This window comes from Achromobacter sp. DH1f, assembly GCF_000633435.1.
Classification (GTDB): Bacteria; Pseudomonadota; Gammaproteobacteria; order Burkholderiales; family Burkholderiaceae_B; genus Achromobacter; species Achromobacter deleyi.
In genome coordinates this window covers 67,175-82,772 of sequence record NZ_AYMF01000014.1, presented here as the reverse complement: position 1 = coordinate 82,772, position 15,598 = coordinate 67,175, and the positions used below count along the sequence as shown (strand labels likewise).

16 protein-coding genes and 1 tRNA gene are annotated in these 15,598 nt (G+C 65.8%); 12 read left to right on the top strand and 5 right to left on the bottom strand.

Going from position 1 to position 15,598, the window contains the following annotated elements; translation table 11 throughout:
- Positions 1-2: 2 nt before the first annotated feature.
- Positions 3-929, bottom strand: coding sequence for a LysR family transcriptional regulator (locus U858_RS0114190; protein ID WP_025137815.1), 927 nt, complete (start codon positions 927-929; stop codon positions 3-5).
- Between the two features lie 120 nt (positions 930-1,049).
- Between U858_RS0114190 and U858_RS0114185 the strand changes: the two genes are divergently transcribed.
- From U858_RS0114185 to U858_RS0114170, 4 genes are all read left to right on the top strand, one after another.
- Positions 1,050-2,024, top strand: a complete 975-nt coding sequence (locus tag U858_RS0114185) for a tripartite tricarboxylate transporter substrate binding protein (RefSeq protein ID WP_025137814.1) — start codon at positions 1,050-1,052, stop codon at positions 2,022-2,024.
- Between the two features lie 8 nt (positions 2,025-2,032).
- Positions 2,033-3,067 carry a 4-hydroxythreonine-4-phosphate dehydrogenase PdxA gene (locus U858_RS0114180; RefSeq protein ID WP_025137813.1) on the top strand — a complete coding sequence of 345 codons (1,035 nt, stop codon included), beginning with the start codon at positions 2,033-2,035 and terminating at the stop codon, positions 3,065-3,067.
- 67 nt (positions 3,068-3,134) lie between these two features.
- Positions 3,135-4,307 carry an L-rhamnonate dehydratase gene (locus U858_RS0114175; RefSeq protein ID WP_025137812.1) on the top strand — a complete coding sequence of 391 codons (1,173 nt, stop codon included), beginning with the start codon at positions 3,135-3,137 and terminating at the stop codon, positions 4,305-4,307.
- 5 nt (positions 4,308-4,312) lie between these two features.
- Complete coding sequence (locus U858_RS0114170) at positions 4,313-5,275, top strand: dihydrodipicolinate synthase family protein (RefSeq protein WP_025137811.1); 963 nt, start codon at positions 4,313-4,315, stop codon at positions 5,273-5,275.
- A 33-nt stretch (positions 5,276-5,308) separates the two neighbouring features.
- Here the strand turns inward: U858_RS0114170 and U858_RS0114165 are convergent, their stop codons facing one another.
- Both U858_RS0114165 and U858_RS0114160 read right to left on the bottom strand, forming a co-directional pair.
- Positions 5,309-6,586, bottom strand: a complete 1,278-nt coding sequence (locus tag U858_RS0114165; RefSeq protein WP_042884962.1) for a phospholipase A — start codon at positions 6,584-6,586, stop codon at positions 5,309-5,311.
- Positions 6,587-6,768: 182 nt separating this feature from the next.
- On the bottom strand, positions 6,769-8,271 hold the full coding sequence (locus tag U858_RS0114160; RefSeq protein WP_025137809.1) for an aldehyde dehydrogenase family protein: 1,503 nt from the start codon (positions 8,269-8,271) through the stop codon (positions 6,769-6,771).
- Between the two features lie 127 nt (positions 8,272-8,398).
- Between U858_RS0114160 and U858_RS0114155 the strand changes: the two genes are divergently transcribed.
- The 8 genes from U858_RS0114155 to U858_RS0114120 all read left to right on the top strand — a co-directional run bounded on the left by U858_RS0114155 (position 8,399) and on the right by U858_RS0114120 (position 14,457).
- A complete protein-coding gene (locus U858_RS0114155; RefSeq protein WP_029953859.1) occupies positions 8,399-9,154 on the top strand; it encodes an amino acid ABC transporter ATP-binding protein in 756 nt (251 codons plus the stop codon).
- A 174-nt stretch (positions 9,155-9,328) separates the two neighbouring features.
- On the top strand, positions 9,329-10,120 hold the full coding sequence (locus U858_RS0114150) for an ABC transporter substrate-binding protein (RefSeq protein WP_025137807.1): 792 nt from the start codon (positions 9,329-9,331) through the stop codon (positions 10,118-10,120).
- A gap of 82 nt (positions 10,121-10,202) precedes the next feature.
- A complete protein-coding gene (locus U858_RS0114145) occupies positions 10,203-10,895 on the top strand; it encodes an amino acid ABC transporter permease (protein WP_025137806.1) in 693 nt (230 codons plus the stop codon).
- A gap of 2 nt (positions 10,896-10,897) precedes the next feature.
- On the top strand, positions 10,898-11,587 hold the full coding sequence (locus U858_RS0114140; RefSeq protein WP_025137805.1) for an amino acid ABC transporter permease: 690 nt from the start codon (positions 10,898-10,900) through the stop codon (positions 11,585-11,587).
- Between the two features lie 9 nt (positions 11,588-11,596).
- On the top strand, positions 11,597-12,889 hold the full coding sequence (locus tag U858_RS0114135) for an FAD-binding oxidoreductase (RefSeq protein ID WP_025137804.1): 1,293 nt from the start codon (positions 11,597-11,599) through the stop codon (positions 12,887-12,889).
- A gap of 12 nt (positions 12,890-12,901) precedes the next feature.
- Complete coding sequence (locus U858_RS0114130) at positions 12,902-13,486, top strand: helix-turn-helix domain-containing protein (protein ID WP_025137803.1); 585 nt, start codon at positions 12,902-12,904, stop codon at positions 13,484-13,486.
- A gap of 119 nt (positions 13,487-13,605) precedes the next feature.
- Positions 13,606-13,682, top strand: a tRNA-Arg gene (locus tag U858_RS0114125).
- A 217-nt stretch (positions 13,683-13,899) separates the two neighbouring features.
- Positions 13,900-14,457 carry a hypothetical protein gene (locus tag U858_RS0114120; RefSeq protein WP_025137802.1) on the top strand — a complete coding sequence of 186 codons (558 nt, stop codon included), beginning with the start codon at positions 13,900-13,902 and terminating at the stop codon, positions 14,455-14,457.
- On the opposite strand, the gene U858_RS0114115 is transcribed toward U858_RS0114120, so the two are convergent.
- Together U858_RS0114115 and U858_RS0114105 are read right to left on the bottom strand one after the other, a co-directional pair.
- Positions 14,454-14,810, bottom strand: a complete 357-nt coding sequence (locus U858_RS0114115) for a hypothetical protein (protein ID WP_025137801.1) — start codon at positions 14,808-14,810, stop codon at positions 14,454-14,456. The two genes, U858_RS0114120 and U858_RS0114115, sit on opposite strands and share 4 nt — an antisense overlap.
- A gap of 151 nt (positions 14,811-14,961) precedes the next feature.
- On the bottom strand, positions 14,962-15,585 hold the full coding sequence (locus U858_RS0114105) for a response regulator transcription factor (protein ID WP_029953856.1): 624 nt from the start codon (positions 15,583-15,585) through the stop codon (positions 14,962-14,964).
- Positions 15,586-15,598 lie beyond the last annotated feature (13 nt).

The following is a 15,598-nucleotide window of genomic DNA, read 5'->3' as shown; positions in this document are numbered from 1 at the left end:
TTCTATGCCGCCCCGTGCAGCAATTCCACGAAGTGCTTGGCCGCGGTACTCAATGGCCGATCCTTGGGAACGATGCTGCCGAACGCCGTCAGCGATTGCTGAATCTGATACGCAATGATGGCCAGCAGGCCATGGTGCGCGTAGCGGCTGGCGACGGATTCGGGGATGACGCCCAGCATGTCGGATTTGATGGCGAGGTTGGTGGTGGTCAGGATCGAGGCGGATTCGATCAGGCCTTTGGGCAGGGTGGCGTTGTGGCTGCGGAATTCCTGTTCCATCACGTCGCGCATGGGGCTGCCGTGCGGTTGCAGAATCCAGGGGTAGGCCTGCAGGGCGTCGAAGGTCACGCGTTTGCGGCGGGCCAGCGGGTGGCCGGTGGCGGCGATGACGCACAGGGCTTCGTCGCCGATGGGGCGAAAGACGTAGTGGCGCTCTGACAGCGTCAGCATCCGCCCGATGACGACATCCAGCTTGCCTTCGTTCAAGCGCTGGATCAGCAGGTCGCTGGTGCCGGTGGATATCTCCACGGCCAGCAAGGGGTAGGTCTGTTTCAGGCGCAGCAGGGCGTCGGTCAGGTGGCCGGGCGAGGCGGCCATGATGCTGCCGATGAACAACTTGCCGGCGCTGCCCAGGCGCAATTCTTCCAGCTCGCGGGCCAGGGACGACACCGTGCCGCGCAGGCCGCGAAAGTAACCCATCACGCAATCACCGGCGGCCGTCAGAGCCAGCCCGCGGCCGACGCGTTCGAACAGCGGCTGGCCGATAGCCAGTTCCAGTTCGTGCAGCATCTTGCTGGCGGCGGACTGGGTCATGTTGAGCTGGGCGGCGGCGGCGCGCAGGGTGCCGCGTTCTTCAATGGCCAGAAGCAGCACGATCTGCCGCATGCGCAAACGGGCCAGCAGGGCGGGGACGTTGGGAACGCGTTCCATGATTGATCGCCTGAGGTGAACGGTTGGTGCAAAAGTTTCATTTTACGGAAACAGCGCTTGTTTCTAAGATGCACCCATAACAAAGCCCCTCAGGGGCGATAAACCCCCAAGGAGACAACCATGAAGATTCGGCTATGCGCCGCCCTGGCGGCCGGTGCCTTGTGCCTGTCCGCCGCACTGCCCACGTACGCCCAGAGCGCCGACTGGCCGACGCGGCCGCTGCGCCTGCTGGTGGGCTCGGCGCCCGGCGGCGGCACCGATGCAATGGCCCGTGCGGTGGCGGACAAGCTGGGGCCGATGCTCAAGCAGACGGTGGTGGTCGAGAACAAGCCGGGCGCGTCCAACACGCTGGCGGCGGACTTGGCTGCCAAGTCGGCCGACAACCACACGATGGTGATGGGCGTGTCGACGGCGCACGCGATTGCGCCGCATCTGCTCAAGCTGGGCTACGACAACGACCGCGACCTGACGCCGGTGGTGTTCGTGGGCGCGGTGCCCAATATCCTGGTGGTGAACAATGCGGTGCCGGCCCAGTCGGTGCAGGAACTGATCGCGCTGCTCAAGCGCAAGCCGGGCGAATACAACTTCGCCAGCAGCGGGTCGGGCAGCACGCAGCACATCGCCGCGGAACTGTTCAAGGACGCGACGGGGGTGCAGATGACGCACATTCCGTATCGCGGCAGCGGCCCGGCGATGGTGGACCTGATGGGCGGCCAGGTGCAGATTGCCTTCGAAACGGCGTCGTCCGTGATTCCGCACGTCAAGAGCGGCAAGGTGCGCGCGCTGGCGGTGCTGAGCGCCAAGCGCAATCCGCAGTTGCCGGACGTGCCGACGATGGCCGAGGCCGGCGTGCCCGGCGTCGAAATGAGCGCCTGGTACGGCATCTACATGCCCAGCGCGACCCCGACTGCCGTGCAGCAGCGGGTGCACGACGCCGTCAACAGCATCCTGGCGTTGCCCGACACGCAGGCCCGCCTGCAGGCGATCGGCGCCGATATCAACCCGATGAGCCAGGCGCAGTTCGCGCAGTTCCACCAGGCCGAGAACCAGCGCTACGCCGGCATCATCAAGAAGAACCATATTTCCGTGGAATGAGCCGCAGCATGAATCCCGATATCAAACCCGTCATTGCCCTGACACTGGGCGACCCCGCCGGCATCGGCCCCGAGCTGATCGCGCGCCTGTTGGCGCGGCCCGATGCGACGCAGCAGGCCAACATCGTGTTGGTGGGCGACGAATGGCTGTGGCGTGAAGGCCAGCGGGTGGCCGGCGTGCAGGTGGTCACGCAGGCGGTGGACAGCATCGAGGCGGTGCGCGCGCGGCCGGACACCGCCGCGCCCGCCTGGCTGGCGATGGACACGGTGCGCCAGCAGGACGTGACGGTCGGCCAGGCCCAGGCGGCCGGCGGTGCGTCGGTGCTGCGCGTGCTGAACGCCTGCATGGACGCGGCGCGCGATGGCCACATCGACGCCATCTGCTTTGCGCCGCTGAACAAGTTTGCGATGAAGCAGGGCGGCCTGCGCCACGACGACGAGCTGCACCACTTTGCGCAGTATCTGGGCGTGACGGGCTACTTCTGCGAATTCAATACGCTGGGCGACCTGTGGACGTCGCGCGTGTCTTCGCACATTCCCTTGAAGGACGCGGCGGCAGCCCTGAGCATCGACGGCATCAAGGCCGCGACCCGGCTGATCTACCAGTCGTTGCAGGCCAATGGCGTGGCCGAGCCGCGCGTGGCGGTGGCGGCCTTCAATCCGCATGGCGGCGACGGCGGCACGTGCGGGCGCGAAGAGGTGGACATCATTGCGCCGGCCGTGCGCCAGCTGAACCAGGAAGGGCTGCCGGTGCAGGGGCCGTTTCCGGCGGACACGATCTTCCTGAAGGCGCAGGCCGGTGAGTTCCAGGCCATTGTCACGATGTACCACGACCAGGGCCAGATCGCGATCAAGCTGCTGGGCTTTTCGCGCGGGGTGACGGTGCAGGGCGGGCTGCCCATTCCGATCACCACGCCGGCCCACGGCACGGCCTACGACATCGCGGGCCAGGGGCGCGCCAATGTCGAAGCCACCTGGCAGGCGTTTCGCATTGCCTGCCGCATGGGCTTGTCACATCGCGCCATGCGCGCTGCTGCGGCCTGAAGCGGCCGTCCGCCTTCGCGTTTTTTTCGTTTTCCGACTCGTTCGACCCCTTACGCAGGAACCTCCCATGAAGATCAAATCCGTCCGTGCGCGCGTCTACGAATGGACCGGCAAGACCGTGCCGCCGCAAGGCAACTTCTGCTCCAACGCGATGGACCTGCTGTATTCGCCGCAGGAAACCATGAGTACCTTCCGCTTTCATGGCTGGACGGTGGTCGAGATCGAGACCGATGACGGCATCGTCGGGCTGGGCAACGTGGCGCTGGCGCCGCGCATCGCCAAGGCCATCATCGACCAGTACCTGGCGCCGCTGGTGGTGGGCCACGATCCCTGGGACTACGAATACCTGTGGCAGCGCATGTACCGCGCCACCCACGCCTGGGGCCGCAAGGGCGTGACGATGGCGGCGATCTCGGGCGTGGACCTGGCCATCTGGGACATCCTGGGCAAGTCGGTGAACAAGCCGGTCTTCAAGCTGCTGGGCGGACGCACCAAAGAGAAGATTCCGGTCTACTACTCCAAGCTGTACCGCGGCGACCTGAAAGCCATGCAGGAAGAGGCGCAGACCTATCTGGACCAGGGCTTCAAGGCCTTCAAGATGCGCTTTGGCTACGGCCCGGCGCACTTGCAGCACGGCGTGTCCGAAAACCTGAAATCGGTCGAGGCGGTGCGCGAGGTGATCGGCTACGACACCGACCTGATGCTGGAATGCTATATGGGCTGGAACCTCGAATACGCCAAGCGCATGCTGCCCAAGCTGGAAAAGTTCGAACCGCGCTGGCTGGAAGAGCCGGTGATTGCCGATGACATCGACGGCTACGCCGAACTGAACCAGCTGACGTCCATTCCGATCTCGGGCGGCGAACACGAATTTTCGTTGTACGGCTTCAAGCAGCTGCTGGACCGCAAGGCGGTGTCGGTAGTGCAGTACGACACCAACCGGGTGGGCGGCATCACCGCGGCGCACAAGATCAATGCGCTGTGCGAGGCCTACAGCGTGCCGGTGATTCCGCATGCCGGCCAGATGCACAACTATCACCTGACGATGAGCACGCTGGCCTCGCCCATGAGCGAATACTTCCCCATGTTCGATGTGGAAGTGGGCAATGAATTGTTCTACTACCTCTTCGATGGCGAACCGGTGGCTCGCGAAGGCCACATCGACCTGGATGACAACAAGCCGGGCCTGGGCCTGACGCTCAAGACCGAACACCTGAAAGACTTCAACATCATCGAGTAAGCGCCATGACGACGACAACGACGGCGGCATCGGTGTCCGCCACGCCAGGCCGGGCGCCGCGCTATCGCGGCATCTTCCCGGTGGTGCCCACCATCTTCACCGAATCCGGCGAACTGGACCTGCCCGGCCAGAAGCGCGCGGTGGATTTCATGATCGACTCGGGCGTGGACGGCCTGTGCATCCTGGCCAACTTTTCCGAGCAGTTCTCGCTGTCGGATGACGAACGCGAGACGCTTACGCGCACATTGCTGGAGCACGTGGCCGCACGCGTGCCGGTCATCGTGACGACCACGCATTACGGCACCCGCGTCTGCGCGGCCCGCAGCCGCCGCGCGCAGGACCAGGGCGCGGCCATGGTGATGGTCATGCCGCCGTATCACGGCGCCACGATCCGCGTGTCCGACGAGCAGGTGGTGGGGTTCTTCCAGCAGGTCTCGGACGCGCTGGACATTCCCATCATGATCCAGGACGCACCCGTCAGTGGCACGCCGTTGCCGGCTGCGCTGCTGGCGCGCATGGCGCGCGAGATCGAACAGGTGTCGTACTTCAAGATCGAAACCGCCGGCGCGGCCAGCAAGCTGCGCGACCTGATCGCGCTGGGCGGCGCGGCGGTGGAAGGGCCGTGGGATGGCGAAGAGGCCATCACGCTGCTGCCCGACCTGGACGCGGGCGCGACGGGCTCGATGACGGGCGGCGGCTTTGCCGACGGCATTCGCCCGATCATCCAGGCCCACCGCGACGGCCGTGCCGACGAGGCCTACCGCCTGTACGAGCGCTGGCTGCCGCTGATCAACTACGAGAATCGCCAGGGCGGCATCCTGACTGCCAAGGCGTTGATGAAAGCGGGCGGCGTCATCGACTGCGACGCGCCGCGCCATCCGTTTGCGGCCATGCGGCCGGAAGTGCGGCAGGGCCTGCTGGACGTGGCGCGGCGGCTGGACCCGCTGGTGCTGCGCTGGGGGCGCTAGGGCGCCTGGCCAGCGCCTGCGCCCGCGTCAGGCCTACGGCACCAGCGACAAGCCGATCCGGAACTGCGAATCGTTGCGCTGGTTGTAGCCCAGCAGCGTTTCGCCGTAGCCGTTGAAGTACTGCAGGTGCAGGTAGCCGTTCATGTTCAGCCAGGTGCGCTGCAGCGGCCAGGCGAAGTCCAATTGCGTGGTGCGGCGGCGCTGGTCGCCCTGGCGGTACATCGCCGACACCACGGCGCCGTTGTCCTGCGCCCAGCGCAGGTTCCAGTCGACCCGGCCGGCGTAGTCGGCGTAGTCCGAGTTTTCGCTGGCCACGCCGAAGTAGGCCTTGACCTTGGGGGCGAACGTCAGCGTGCTGCCGCCGTCGAAGCGGTAGTTGAACTGCGGCTGGATGTAGGCGTTGTTGACCGAGCGCGAATCTTCGCCGGCCTTGCCGTTGGAATTGTGTTCGACGCCGGTGTTCAGCCCCAGGCGCCAGGCCTGGTCTTCCGACTGCCACATGTTGTCCGACAGCCAGAACAGGCTGGGGTTGAAGGTGGTGTCGATGAAGGGCATGGAATCGCCCTGCAGGTCCCACAGCGAGGTCTGGGTGTAGCCCAGGTAGAAATTCTCGCCCCAGGTGGCCGGGCGGTTGCCGGACGGGCTGAACAACCGGTACTTGGCGCTGATCTGGAAACGTGCGGTGGTCTGGCCGCGGGTGCCGATATCGAAGTACACCGGCTTGTATTCCGAAATCGCGCTGCGGAAATGATCGAACGCCGATTGCTGGTAGGTCGAAACGGCCACGGTGTCTGGCGCCGGACCGCCTTCGGGCGATGCGCCGGCCGCGGCCACCACGGCCGGCGGCACGGGCTGGCCGGTGCGGGCATCGACCACGGGGCCGGGCGCGGGCGTGCTGGCGACGGTGCCGCTGTCGCGGCCGGTGGCGTCCAGCGCCATCATGGCCGGCTGGCCTTCGATGGCAATGGCCTGCAGGCCGCGGGCGGTGGCGGGCACGACCGCGCTCCAGGACATGCGGGCGAAATTGTTGACCGGCACGCTGTAGTTGGCCTTGCCGCCCTGCAGCTTGGCCAGGCTGCGCACGATCTGGCCGTCCTGGCTGCGCCATTGCAGCACCAGTTCGGGCGGCGCTTCCCAGGTGGCGCGGGCGTTGCCTTCATTGAAATACACCGCTTCGATGGTGACCGTATCGCCGGGTGCGGCGGACGGCCGGTCCAGCCGGTACGACACGCCGGCGGCAGCGGTGCCGGCCAGGCCGAGAGCGAGAGCGGCGGTCAGGGTGCGCAGGGGAAGGGCGATGCGTCGAGGCATGGATATGAGAAGCCGGTTGGATTTGTGACGAAGAAATGTAGCATCGACCCGAGCTACATTTTGTAAGTCAGACTAATCGTATGTAGGGCATGCAACAACAATGCGCTATTGCAGGGGCCGCAAACGTAAACGCCCCGCGCATTGTCGACAATGCGCGGGGCGGTTGCAGCGGCTAGGCGGGCTTACTCGCCGAACTTGATGCCTTGCGCCAGCGGCAGGTTGCGCGAGTAGTTGATGGTGTTGGTGGCGCGGCGCATGTAGTTGCGCCAGGCGTCCGAGCCCGACTCGCGGCCGCCGCCGGTTTCCTTTTCACCGCCGAATGCGCCGCCGATCTCGGCGCCCGACGTGCCGATGTTGACGTTGGCAATGCCGCAGTCCGACCCCGAGGCCGACAGGAACGTCTCGGCTTCGCGCAGGTCGTTGGTGAAGATGGCCGACGACAGGCCTTGCGGCACGCCGTTCTGCAACGCCAGCGCCTGGTTGAAGTCGGTGTAGCGCATCACGTACAGGATGGGCGCAAAGGTCTCGTGGCAGACCACGTCGGTCTGGCCCGGCATCTCTGCGATGGCGGGGCGCACGTACCAGGCGTCCGGGTACTGGTCGGCCAGCACGCGTTCGCCGCCGGTGATCTTGCCGCCCTGTTCGGCGGCCGCCTTGAGCGAAGCCTGCATGGCGTCGAACGAGGCCTGGTCGATCAGCGGGCCCACCAGGTTCTTGCCATCCAGCGGGTTGCCGATGGGCGCGCTGGCGTAGGCCTTGTGCAGGCGTTGCAAGAGATCATTGGCGACGCTTTCGTGCACGATCAGGCGGCGCGTGGTGGTGCAGCGCTGGCCGGCCGTGCCGATGGCGCCGAACACGATGCCGCGCGCGGCCATGTCCAGGTCGGCGGTGGGGCCGACGATGATGGCGTTGTTGCCGCCCAGTTCCAGCAGCACGCGGCCAAAGCGCTGCGCCACGCGCGGGCCGACCTGGCGGCCCATGCGGGTCGAGCCGGTGGCCGACACCAGCGCCACGGCGTGCGAGTCGACCAGCGCTTCGCCGACTTCACGGCCGCCGATCAGCACTTCCGACAGGCCGGCCGGCGCGTCGCCGAAGCGCTGCGCGGCCTGGGCGAACAGCGCCTGGCAGGCCAGCGCCGTCAGCGGCGTCTTTTCAGACGGCTTCCAGACCACGGCATTGCCGCAGACCAGCGCCAGCGCGGCGTTCCACGACCACACGGCCACCGGGAAGTTGAACGCGCTGATCACGCCCACTACGCCCAGCGGATGCCAGGTTTCCATCATGCGGTGGCCGGGGCGCTCGGACGCGATGGTCAGGCCGTAGAGCTGGCGCGACAGGCCGACGGCGAAGTCGCAGATGTCGATCATTTCCTGGACCTCGCCTTCGCCCTCGGCCAGGATCTTGCCGGCTTCCAGGCTGACCAGCTGGCCCAGTTCGCGCTTGTGCTGGCGCAGCGTGTCGCCCAACAGGCGCAGCAGTTCCCCCCGGCGCGGCGCCGGCACGTCGCGCCAGGCCAGGCTGGCCTGGCGGGCGCGCGTGATGGCCGCGTGCGCCTGCGCCACGGTGTGCTCGTGCACCTGGGCCAGTTCGGCGCCGTCGATCGGGCTGCGGGCGACCAGCGTGCCGCCGCTCAGAGCGTCAGGGTTCAAGCCGAGCGCGCGCAGGATGTCTTGGGGAGTGTCCATACCGGTTCCTTGGAGATTGCCGGCGAAGGAATGCCTTCGCTTAAGGGTTATGCCTAAGTGGCGATTCTGGAAATAAATTTACTATACGAAACTCCAACGCGAAATGCGAAACCTTTTTTTGAAGGCGATGCTCGTGTCAGAACCTTTGCTGCAAGTGCAGGGGGTCACCAAGACCTACCAGCGCGACGGCCAGCCAGACCACCTGGCGCTGGCGGGCATCGATTGCCAGTTGAATGGCGGCGAGGTGCTGGTGGTGGTGGGGCCGTCGGGCTCGGGCAAGAGCACGTTCCTGCGTACCCTGAACGGGCTGGAGCGCATCGACAGCGGCACCATCCAGGTCGACGGCGTGTCGCTGACCGACCCGGCCACCGACGTCAACCGCTGGCGCACCAACGTGGGCATGGTGTTCCAGCACTTCAACCTGTTCCAACACCGCACCGCGCTGGACAACGTGGCGCTGCCGCAGCGCGTGGTGCGCGGCCGCGACCGCGCGCAGGCCGAAGGCTATGCCCGCGAATTGCTCGACCGCGTCGGCATGGGCGAATACGGCGCCCGCTACCCCAGCCAGCTCTCCGGCGGTCAGCAACAGCGCGTGGCGATCGCCCGCGCCCTGGCCATGGACCCCAAGCTGATGCTGTTTGACGAAGCCACCTCGGCGCTCGACCCCGAAACCGTCGGCGGCATTCTTGAACTGATGCGGGCGCTGGCGCGCGACGGCATGACCATGGCCGTCGTCACCCACGAAATGGGCTTTGCCCGCGACGTGGGCGACCGCGCCCTGTTCATGGATGCCGGCCGCATCATCGAATCCGGTACGCCCGACGAGGTTTTTTGCCATCCCAAAGAACCGCGCACCCGCGCTTTCCTGGAAAAGATCCTGTAGTTCCCGCAGTACGCATCGAGCAGTACGCAGCACAGGCAGCAACCAGGCCCCGGCAGCGCTTCTGGCGCGGGCGCCTGGGGGTATCCAGGGCCGGCCCGGCCTCTCCGGGCGCCGCCGGCATCAGGCGTTTGCCCGGAACGACACACGTCCATTCTTATCTTGAAGGGGAAGCAAATGCTGAAAATCAAACAATGGCTGGGAGCCGCGGGCCTTGCCGTGGCGGCCGCTTCGGTGGCGCTGCCGGCCCAGGCCGACGAGCTGGGAGACATCATCAAGCGCGGCGAGCTGCGGGTGGCGGTGCAGACCTCGGGTCCGCTGATGAGCTTCATGGACAAGAGCGGCAAGCGCACCGGCCTGGCGGTGGAAGTGGCCCAGCGCATGGCCGACGACCTGGGCGTGAAGCTGGTGCTGCAAGACTACGAATGGAAGGGCCTGATCCCGGCGCTCTTGTCGGGCAAGGCCGACATGGTCGCCGCCGACATGACGCCCACCCCGCAGCGCGCGGCCCAGGTGCTGTTCTCGGCGCCCATGTTCTACGCCGACACCGTCGCCGTGGTGCCCAAGGATTCGCCCTACAAGTCATACAGCGAACTGGACAAGGCCGGCGTGACCGTCGGCGTGCTGGGCGCCAGCACCTATGCCGAAGTCGGCAAGAAGATGCTGCCCAAGGCCACGCTGAAGGAATTCTCGGGCGGCAGCGCGCCGGTCGGCCAGGCCCTGTCCAGCGGCCGGCTGGACGCCGGCATCATGTCGCTGTCCACCGCCAACCAGTTCCTGGTCGACTTCGGCAACCTGCGGGTGCTGGACGGCATCATGGTGCGCGAACCGCTGGCCTTTGCCGTGGGCCCCAACGCCTTTCGCCTGAAGTTCTGGCTCGACAACTGGCAGACCCTAAAGACCGCCGACAACACGCTGCCCGAGCAGGTCAAGTACTGGTATTCGACCGACTGGAAGAAAGAGCACTGATCCGCTTCGCCGATAGGCGACCGCCGCGCCAGGCCTTTGAAGCCTGGCGCCAGGTTCTCCCCGTGTTGACAGGCTATTGCTCATGGATTGGTTGATCGATTACTACAACTGGCGCATCGTCAGCCAGTACACCGGCCAGTTCGCCACCGGCCTGGCCAACACCCTGATCGCGGCGGGCGCCAGCCTGGTGCTGTCGGTGCTGGCCGGCATTCCGCTGGCGCTGGCGCACATGTCGCCGCGCGCCGCGGTCTGGCGGCCGGTGGCGGGTTATGTGCAGTTCATCCGCTCGACCCCGCTGCTGGTGCAGATCTACCTGGTGTATTACGCCGTGCCCATGCTGATCCCCGGCGCCAAGGGCTGGAGCGAAATGGTGCTGGGCATTCTTGCCATGACACTGCACCACGCCGCCTACATGAGCGAAATCATCCGCGTGGGCATCGAATCCGTGCCGCGCGGCCAGATCGAAGGCGCCAAGGCCTGCGGCATGAATTACCACCAGCGGCTGCGCTATGTCGTGCTGCCGCAAGCGTTCGTCAACGCGCTGCCGCCGCTGCTGGGGCAGACCGCGGTGCTGATAAAGGACACCTCGCTTCTGTCGCTGATCACCGTGTTCGAACTGGTGGCGGCCGGCGTGCAGATGAACAGCGACCGCATCGTGCCCAACGAAAGTTTCCTCACCATCGCCGCCGGCTATCTGCTGATCTACGGCGTGATGCTGCTGTTGTCGCGAGGCGTGAGCCTCTGGCTGGCGGGTCCCGCCTGGAACGCGAGGTAAGCATGCTGGATTCCTACCTGTCCACCGCCGGTGTCGTCCTGCCGTTCCTGCTCAAGGGCTTCTGGGAAACGCTGAAGATCTCGTTCGTGGCGATCATCGCGGGCTCGCTGCTGGGTTTCGTGATCGGCGTCATCCGCAGCTACCGCATCCGTGGCGTGCATCAGCTGCTGGGGCTGTATATCCACGTGCTGCGCGGCACGCCGTTCCTGGTGCAGCTGTACATCTTCTATTTCGTGCTGCCCAGTTCCGGCATCGAACTGCTGCATTGGGATTCGGGCACGGCGGCTTTTGTTTCGCTGTCGGTCTATACGTCGTGCTATGTGGCCGAGATCGTCATGGGCGCGATCCAGTCGGTGCCGCGCGGGCAGACCGAAGGCGCCATGACGCTGGGCCTGCGCCCCTTGCAGATCCTGCGGCTGGTGGTGCTGCCGCAGGCCATGCGCCTGATCGTGCAACCCATGAGCGGCGTCTACGTCATGCTGATCAAAAGCACCGCCATCCTGTCGGTCGTCGGCATCACCGAACTGACCCGCCAGGGTGAAGTGTTCATCATCACCTTCCCGGCGAAATCGCTGTTCATCTACGGCATGATCGCCGCCATCTATTTTCTCTACTGCTACCCGCTGCTGCGCCTGGCCAACTGGCTGGAAAAACGCCTGACCGGCGGGCTGCAGGGCGCCGGACTGCACTGACCCCAGACCATGGCCACCGAGTACATCGATACCTACTACAAACGCACCCTGGGCGATGCGCAGACCTATTACGCGCCGTTGGCCGGCGCGGCCGACGCCGACATCTGCGTGGTGGGCGGCGGGCTGGCCGGCCTGTCCACGGCGCTGGAGCTGGCCCGCCGCGGCCGCAATGTGACGCTGTTGGAAGGCCGCCGCATTGCCTGGGGCGCGTCGGGCCGCAACGGCGGCTCGGTCTCGCCGGCGTTCTCGGCCGGTGCGGACGCCATCCGCAAGCACGTCGACGAAGACCACTACCGCCAGTTGTACCGGCTGTCCATGGAAGGCGTCGAGATCATCCGCGACAACATCCGCGCGCTGCACATCACCGATGCCCACAAGGTCGATGGCCGCCTGCGCGTGGTGCGCTACGAGGCCACCGACGCGCTGCGGCGTTACTGCGACAACCAGTGGTGCGACTTCGGCCGCGACGTGCGTCTGCTGTCGCGCGCCGACGTGCGCGAACGGCTGGTGTCCGATGCGTACTTCCAGGGCATCGAAGACCTGGCCTCGTTTCACTTCCATCCGCTGAACTACGCCCGCGCCCTGGCCCGGGAATGCGTGCGGCTGGGCGTGACGATCCATGAAGATTCTCCGGTGACCCAGGCGCGGCTGGACGGCCCGGCCAAGCTGTTGCAGACGGCCGCCGGCCAGGTGAACGCGCGCACCGTGGTGCTGGCCACCGGCGGCTATACCGGCGACGCCGTGCCCGCCTTGCGCCGGGCCATGCTGCCGATCGCCACCTACATCATGCTGACCGAGCCGCTGGGCGACCGGGTGCACGAAGCCATCCGCACGTCGGCCGCCATCGGCGATGACCGCCGCGCCGGCAACTATTACCGGGTGCTCGATGGCGGGCGCATCGGCTGGGGCAGTAGAATCACCACCCGTGTCGATGATCCGCCCGATCTGGCCGAGTCCCTGCGCCGCGAATTGCTCTCCGTCTACCCCCAGTTGCAGGGGCTGCGGGTCGAGACCGCGTGGTCCGGGCGCATGGCCTACGCGCGGCATCTGATGCCGCAGATCGGCAAGCTGGCCCCCGAGGTCTGGTATTGCACGGCTTTCGGCGGACACGGCATGAACACCACCTCCATCGGCGGGCGGGTCGTGGCCGAGGCAATCACCGGCGACAGCCAGCGCTACCAGCTGTTCGCCCCGTTCGGGCTGGCCTGGAACGGCGGCGCCTTCGGCACGGCGGCGGTGCAACTCACATATTGGTCTTACCAGGCGCGCGATTGGTGGCGGGAGCGGCAGTCGCGTGCATGACAGGGTGTACAGATGCAAGGCAACAAACAGAGCGTGTTGGCACAACGGCTGCGAGCCCTGCGCCAGGCGCGGGATTGGACACTGAAGCAGGCGGCGCAAGCCACCGGCGTGTCCGCGTCCACGCTCTCGAAAATCGAGAACAGCCTGCTGTCGCCCACCTATGACAACCTGATCAAGATCGCCGCCGGCCTGGACCTGGACGTGGCCGAACTGTTCACCGCGTCGGATGCCCATATGGGCACCGGCCGCCGCAGCCTGTCCCGCCAGGGCGAAGGGCGCCAGTACGAAACCCCGTACTACGACCACCGCCTGCTCTGCACCGCACTGTCGCACAAGCGCATGATGCCGTTCCACACCCGGGTCAAGGCCCGCAAGTTCGACGAATTCCAGGACTGGAGCCGCCACCACGGCGAAGAATTCGTCTACGTGCTGGAAGGCGAGGTCGAGCTCTACACCGAATTCTACGAACCGGCCCGCCTGAAAGCCGGCGAAAGCTTCTATATCGACAGCCGCATGGGCCACCGGGTCATCAGCCTGAGCAAGAAAGATGCCCTGGTGCTGTGGGTGTCCACGCACGCGGATATCGGCGAAGAATAACGACGGGCAATGCCGCGGAACCCTCCGGCTCGCGGCGCGGCGTGGCGCCATGCCCCCGCGGTATCCCGCAACAGGGTAAAATGCTGCGCCCGGACCGGTTCCGGGCGTATGCACACCGCGCGGCAGTAGCTCAGCTGGATAGAGCACGGGCCTTCTAAGCCCGGGGTCGGGGGTTCGAGCCCCTCCTGCCGCGCCACGGATGCACGACGCAGCAATCCGTGCTTTTAAGAAAGTTCCAATAGGCACCTACGTGCCGTCTTCATAAATTACCTGTTCCGCGCACCCCCGGCTTTCGGGCGTGCGACAGGCGGACAGCGTTGCCTTCGAACTTGCCTTCTTCCCGTTGAAATGGCCACCGTGCCGGTCAGGGCTGGGGTTCGCATGGGCGCGCAGGATCACTTCAGGGAAATCTTATGTTGAACAGGAAAATTGCGGCCAGGCTGTTGCTGGCATTGGCGCTGAGCACGGGCGCGGCTGGGGCATGGGCCCAGGACGCGGCGGCGCCCGCCCAGCGCAATGCCTCGTCGCAAGTGGTATTGGGCGGACTGGCAAAGATTGCCCTTCCAGACGGGTTCGAACAGGCAGAGGCATTCGAGAACGGTGGGATGGCGGTCACCCGGTACCAGAATCCGCAGGCCAGGCAAGCGATTCTGTTGACTGACGGGGCCGTCGCCGTGGATATCGACAGCACTGTCTTGCGAGGAATGACGAGCGGTTACGAGACGGACCAGCAACGCACCATGGAGGCATACCGCGGCACCGGCAAGAAAAATCTGAAGATCGCCGGGTTTGATGCCGCGCAGATCGATGCACAGACCAAGATTGGGGGCAATGCAGTTCTGCAGACGTCGACATTCGTTGTGTCGGGCAAGCATATGCTCTTGATCGTGGTGGTCTCGCGTCCGGACGACAGCGCCAATCATAAGAAACTTGTCGTGGCCCTTCAGCAGGCCATATCCGCCAATCGCTAGGACAGAAACGGCCAGTTTTCCACGGCGACCTTGAACAGCGCCGTGGCCGCGAGAATGCCGGCTACGCTACAGGCGAAATAGACCGCCGCGAAACGCCGTGCCGAGCGCGGGTCGCGGCCGGTGGTCCGTTTGAACAGCCCGTGGCGCAGATGCCAATAGGGGATGGGCAGCGCGAGCACCGTGACGGCCAGTACCAACCATACCGATGACGGACAGATGCCCAGGTAGCACACCAGGGCGCGGCAGGAGCGTATCCAGACCAGATGTGCGGCGAGTTCGCAGGCCAGCGTGACCAGGAAATAAAAGACCAGCCAGCGCCAAGGGCGTGCTTTGGGCTGTGAATGAAGGCGCATGGGAAGGATCGACCCGGGATTTCTGAAGGAAAAGGTGGCTTTCCCTGGGGAATCGGGCGATGACCGACCGGCGTCCAGGCAAGCTTGTTCAGCTTGCCCGCCGTGACGGGCGGCGGCTATTGGAACTTTCTGAATTTTCGGGCGAAACGCCTTAGAGCAGGCGCAGGTCGCGCAGGGCGGCGTGCAGTTCGGAGTCGTTCTTGACGCCCAGCTTGCGCATGGCGGATACCTTGTGGGCGCTGGCGGTCTTGACGGTGCGGTTGACCTTGTTGGCGACTTCGGTCATGGACATGCCGGCGGCAAACAGGCGCAGCACTTCGATTTCCCGCCCGCTCAGCGTGCCGCCAGCCACGGCGTGGCGGCTTTCGCCGAGCAGCGACTGCATCGTCGGTGACTGGTAGGTCAAGCCGCCGCGCAGGCTTTGCAGCGCAATGGAAATATGGTTCAAGGGATCGCGCTTGCTGACCAGCGCGGCCACGCCGCTGTTCATGATGACGCGGATGACCGCGGCGTTGTCCAGCATGGTCAGCACGATGATTTTCAGGTCGGGATATTGCCGCTGGATCTGGCGCAGCAGCGACAGGCCGTCGGCGGCGTCTTCGCGGGGCAGGGAATAGTCGGCGATCAGGACGTCGCAAGCAGTGGTGGCCAGCAGGTCGCGTAGTTCGGCGATGGTCGATGCGCGCCCGACCAAACGGGTGTCGGGCTGGTCGTTGACGAGTTGCTCGATCCCGGCGAGGATCAGAGGGTGGTCGTCGATGGCAATGACTCGCATGGTGGGCTTGCCT

Excerpts from the sequence above, each read along its gene's own strand:
- U858_RS0114190 (WP_025137815.1), bottom strand. The coding sequence starts at position 929 with ATGGAACGCGTTCCCAACGTCCCCGCCCTGCTGGCCCGTTTGCGCATG.
- U858_RS0114185 (WP_025137814.1), top strand. The coding sequence starts at position 1,050 with ATGAAGATTCGGCTATGCGCCGCCCTGGCGGCCGGTGCCTTGTGCCTG.
- U858_RS0114180 (WP_025137813.1), top strand. The coding sequence starts at position 2,033 with ATGAATCCCGATATCAAACCCGTCATTGCCCTGACACTGGGCGACCCC.
- U858_RS0114175 (WP_025137812.1), top strand. The coding sequence starts at position 3,135 with ATGAAGATCAAATCCGTCCGTGCGCGCGTCTACGAATGGACCGGCAAG.
- U858_RS0114170 (WP_025137811.1), top strand. The coding sequence starts at position 4,313 with ATGACGACGACAACGACGGCGGCATCGGTGTCCGCCACGCCAGGCCGG.
- U858_RS0114165 (WP_042884962.1), bottom strand. The coding sequence starts at position 6,586 with ATGCCTCGACGCATCGCCCTTCCCCTGCGCACCCTGACCGCCGCTCTC.
- U858_RS0114160 (WP_025137809.1), bottom strand. The coding sequence starts at position 8,271 with ATGGACACTCCCCAAGACATCCTGCGCGCGCTCGGCTTGAACCCTGAC.
- U858_RS0114155 (WP_029953859.1), top strand. The coding sequence starts at position 8,399 with ATGCTCGTGTCAGAACCTTTGCTGCAAGTGCAGGGGGTCACCAAGACC.
- U858_RS0114150 (WP_025137807.1), top strand. The coding sequence starts at position 9,329 with ATGCTGAAAATCAAACAATGGCTGGGAGCCGCGGGCCTTGCCGTGGCG.
- U858_RS0114145 (WP_025137806.1), top strand. The coding sequence starts at position 10,203 with ATGGATTGGTTGATCGATTACTACAACTGGCGCATCGTCAGCCAGTAC.
- U858_RS0114140 (WP_025137805.1), top strand. The coding sequence starts at position 10,898 with ATGCTGGATTCCTACCTGTCCACCGCCGGTGTCGTCCTGCCGTTCCTG.
- U858_RS0114135 (WP_025137804.1), top strand. The coding sequence starts at position 11,597 with ATGGCCACCGAGTACATCGATACCTACTACAAACGCACCCTGGGCGAT.
- U858_RS0114130 (WP_025137803.1), top strand. The coding sequence starts at position 12,902 with ATGCAAGGCAACAAACAGAGCGTGTTGGCACAACGGCTGCGAGCCCTG.
- U858_RS0114120 (WP_025137802.1), top strand. The coding sequence starts at position 13,900 with ATGTTGAACAGGAAAATTGCGGCCAGGCTGTTGCTGGCATTGGCGCTG.
- U858_RS0114115 (WP_025137801.1), bottom strand. The coding sequence starts at position 14,810 with ATGCGCCTTCATTCACAGCCCAAAGCACGCCCTTGGCGCTGGCTGGTC.
- U858_RS0114105 (WP_029953856.1), bottom strand. The coding sequence starts at position 15,585 with ATGCGAGTCATTGCCATCGACGACCACCCTCTGATCCTCGCCGGGATC.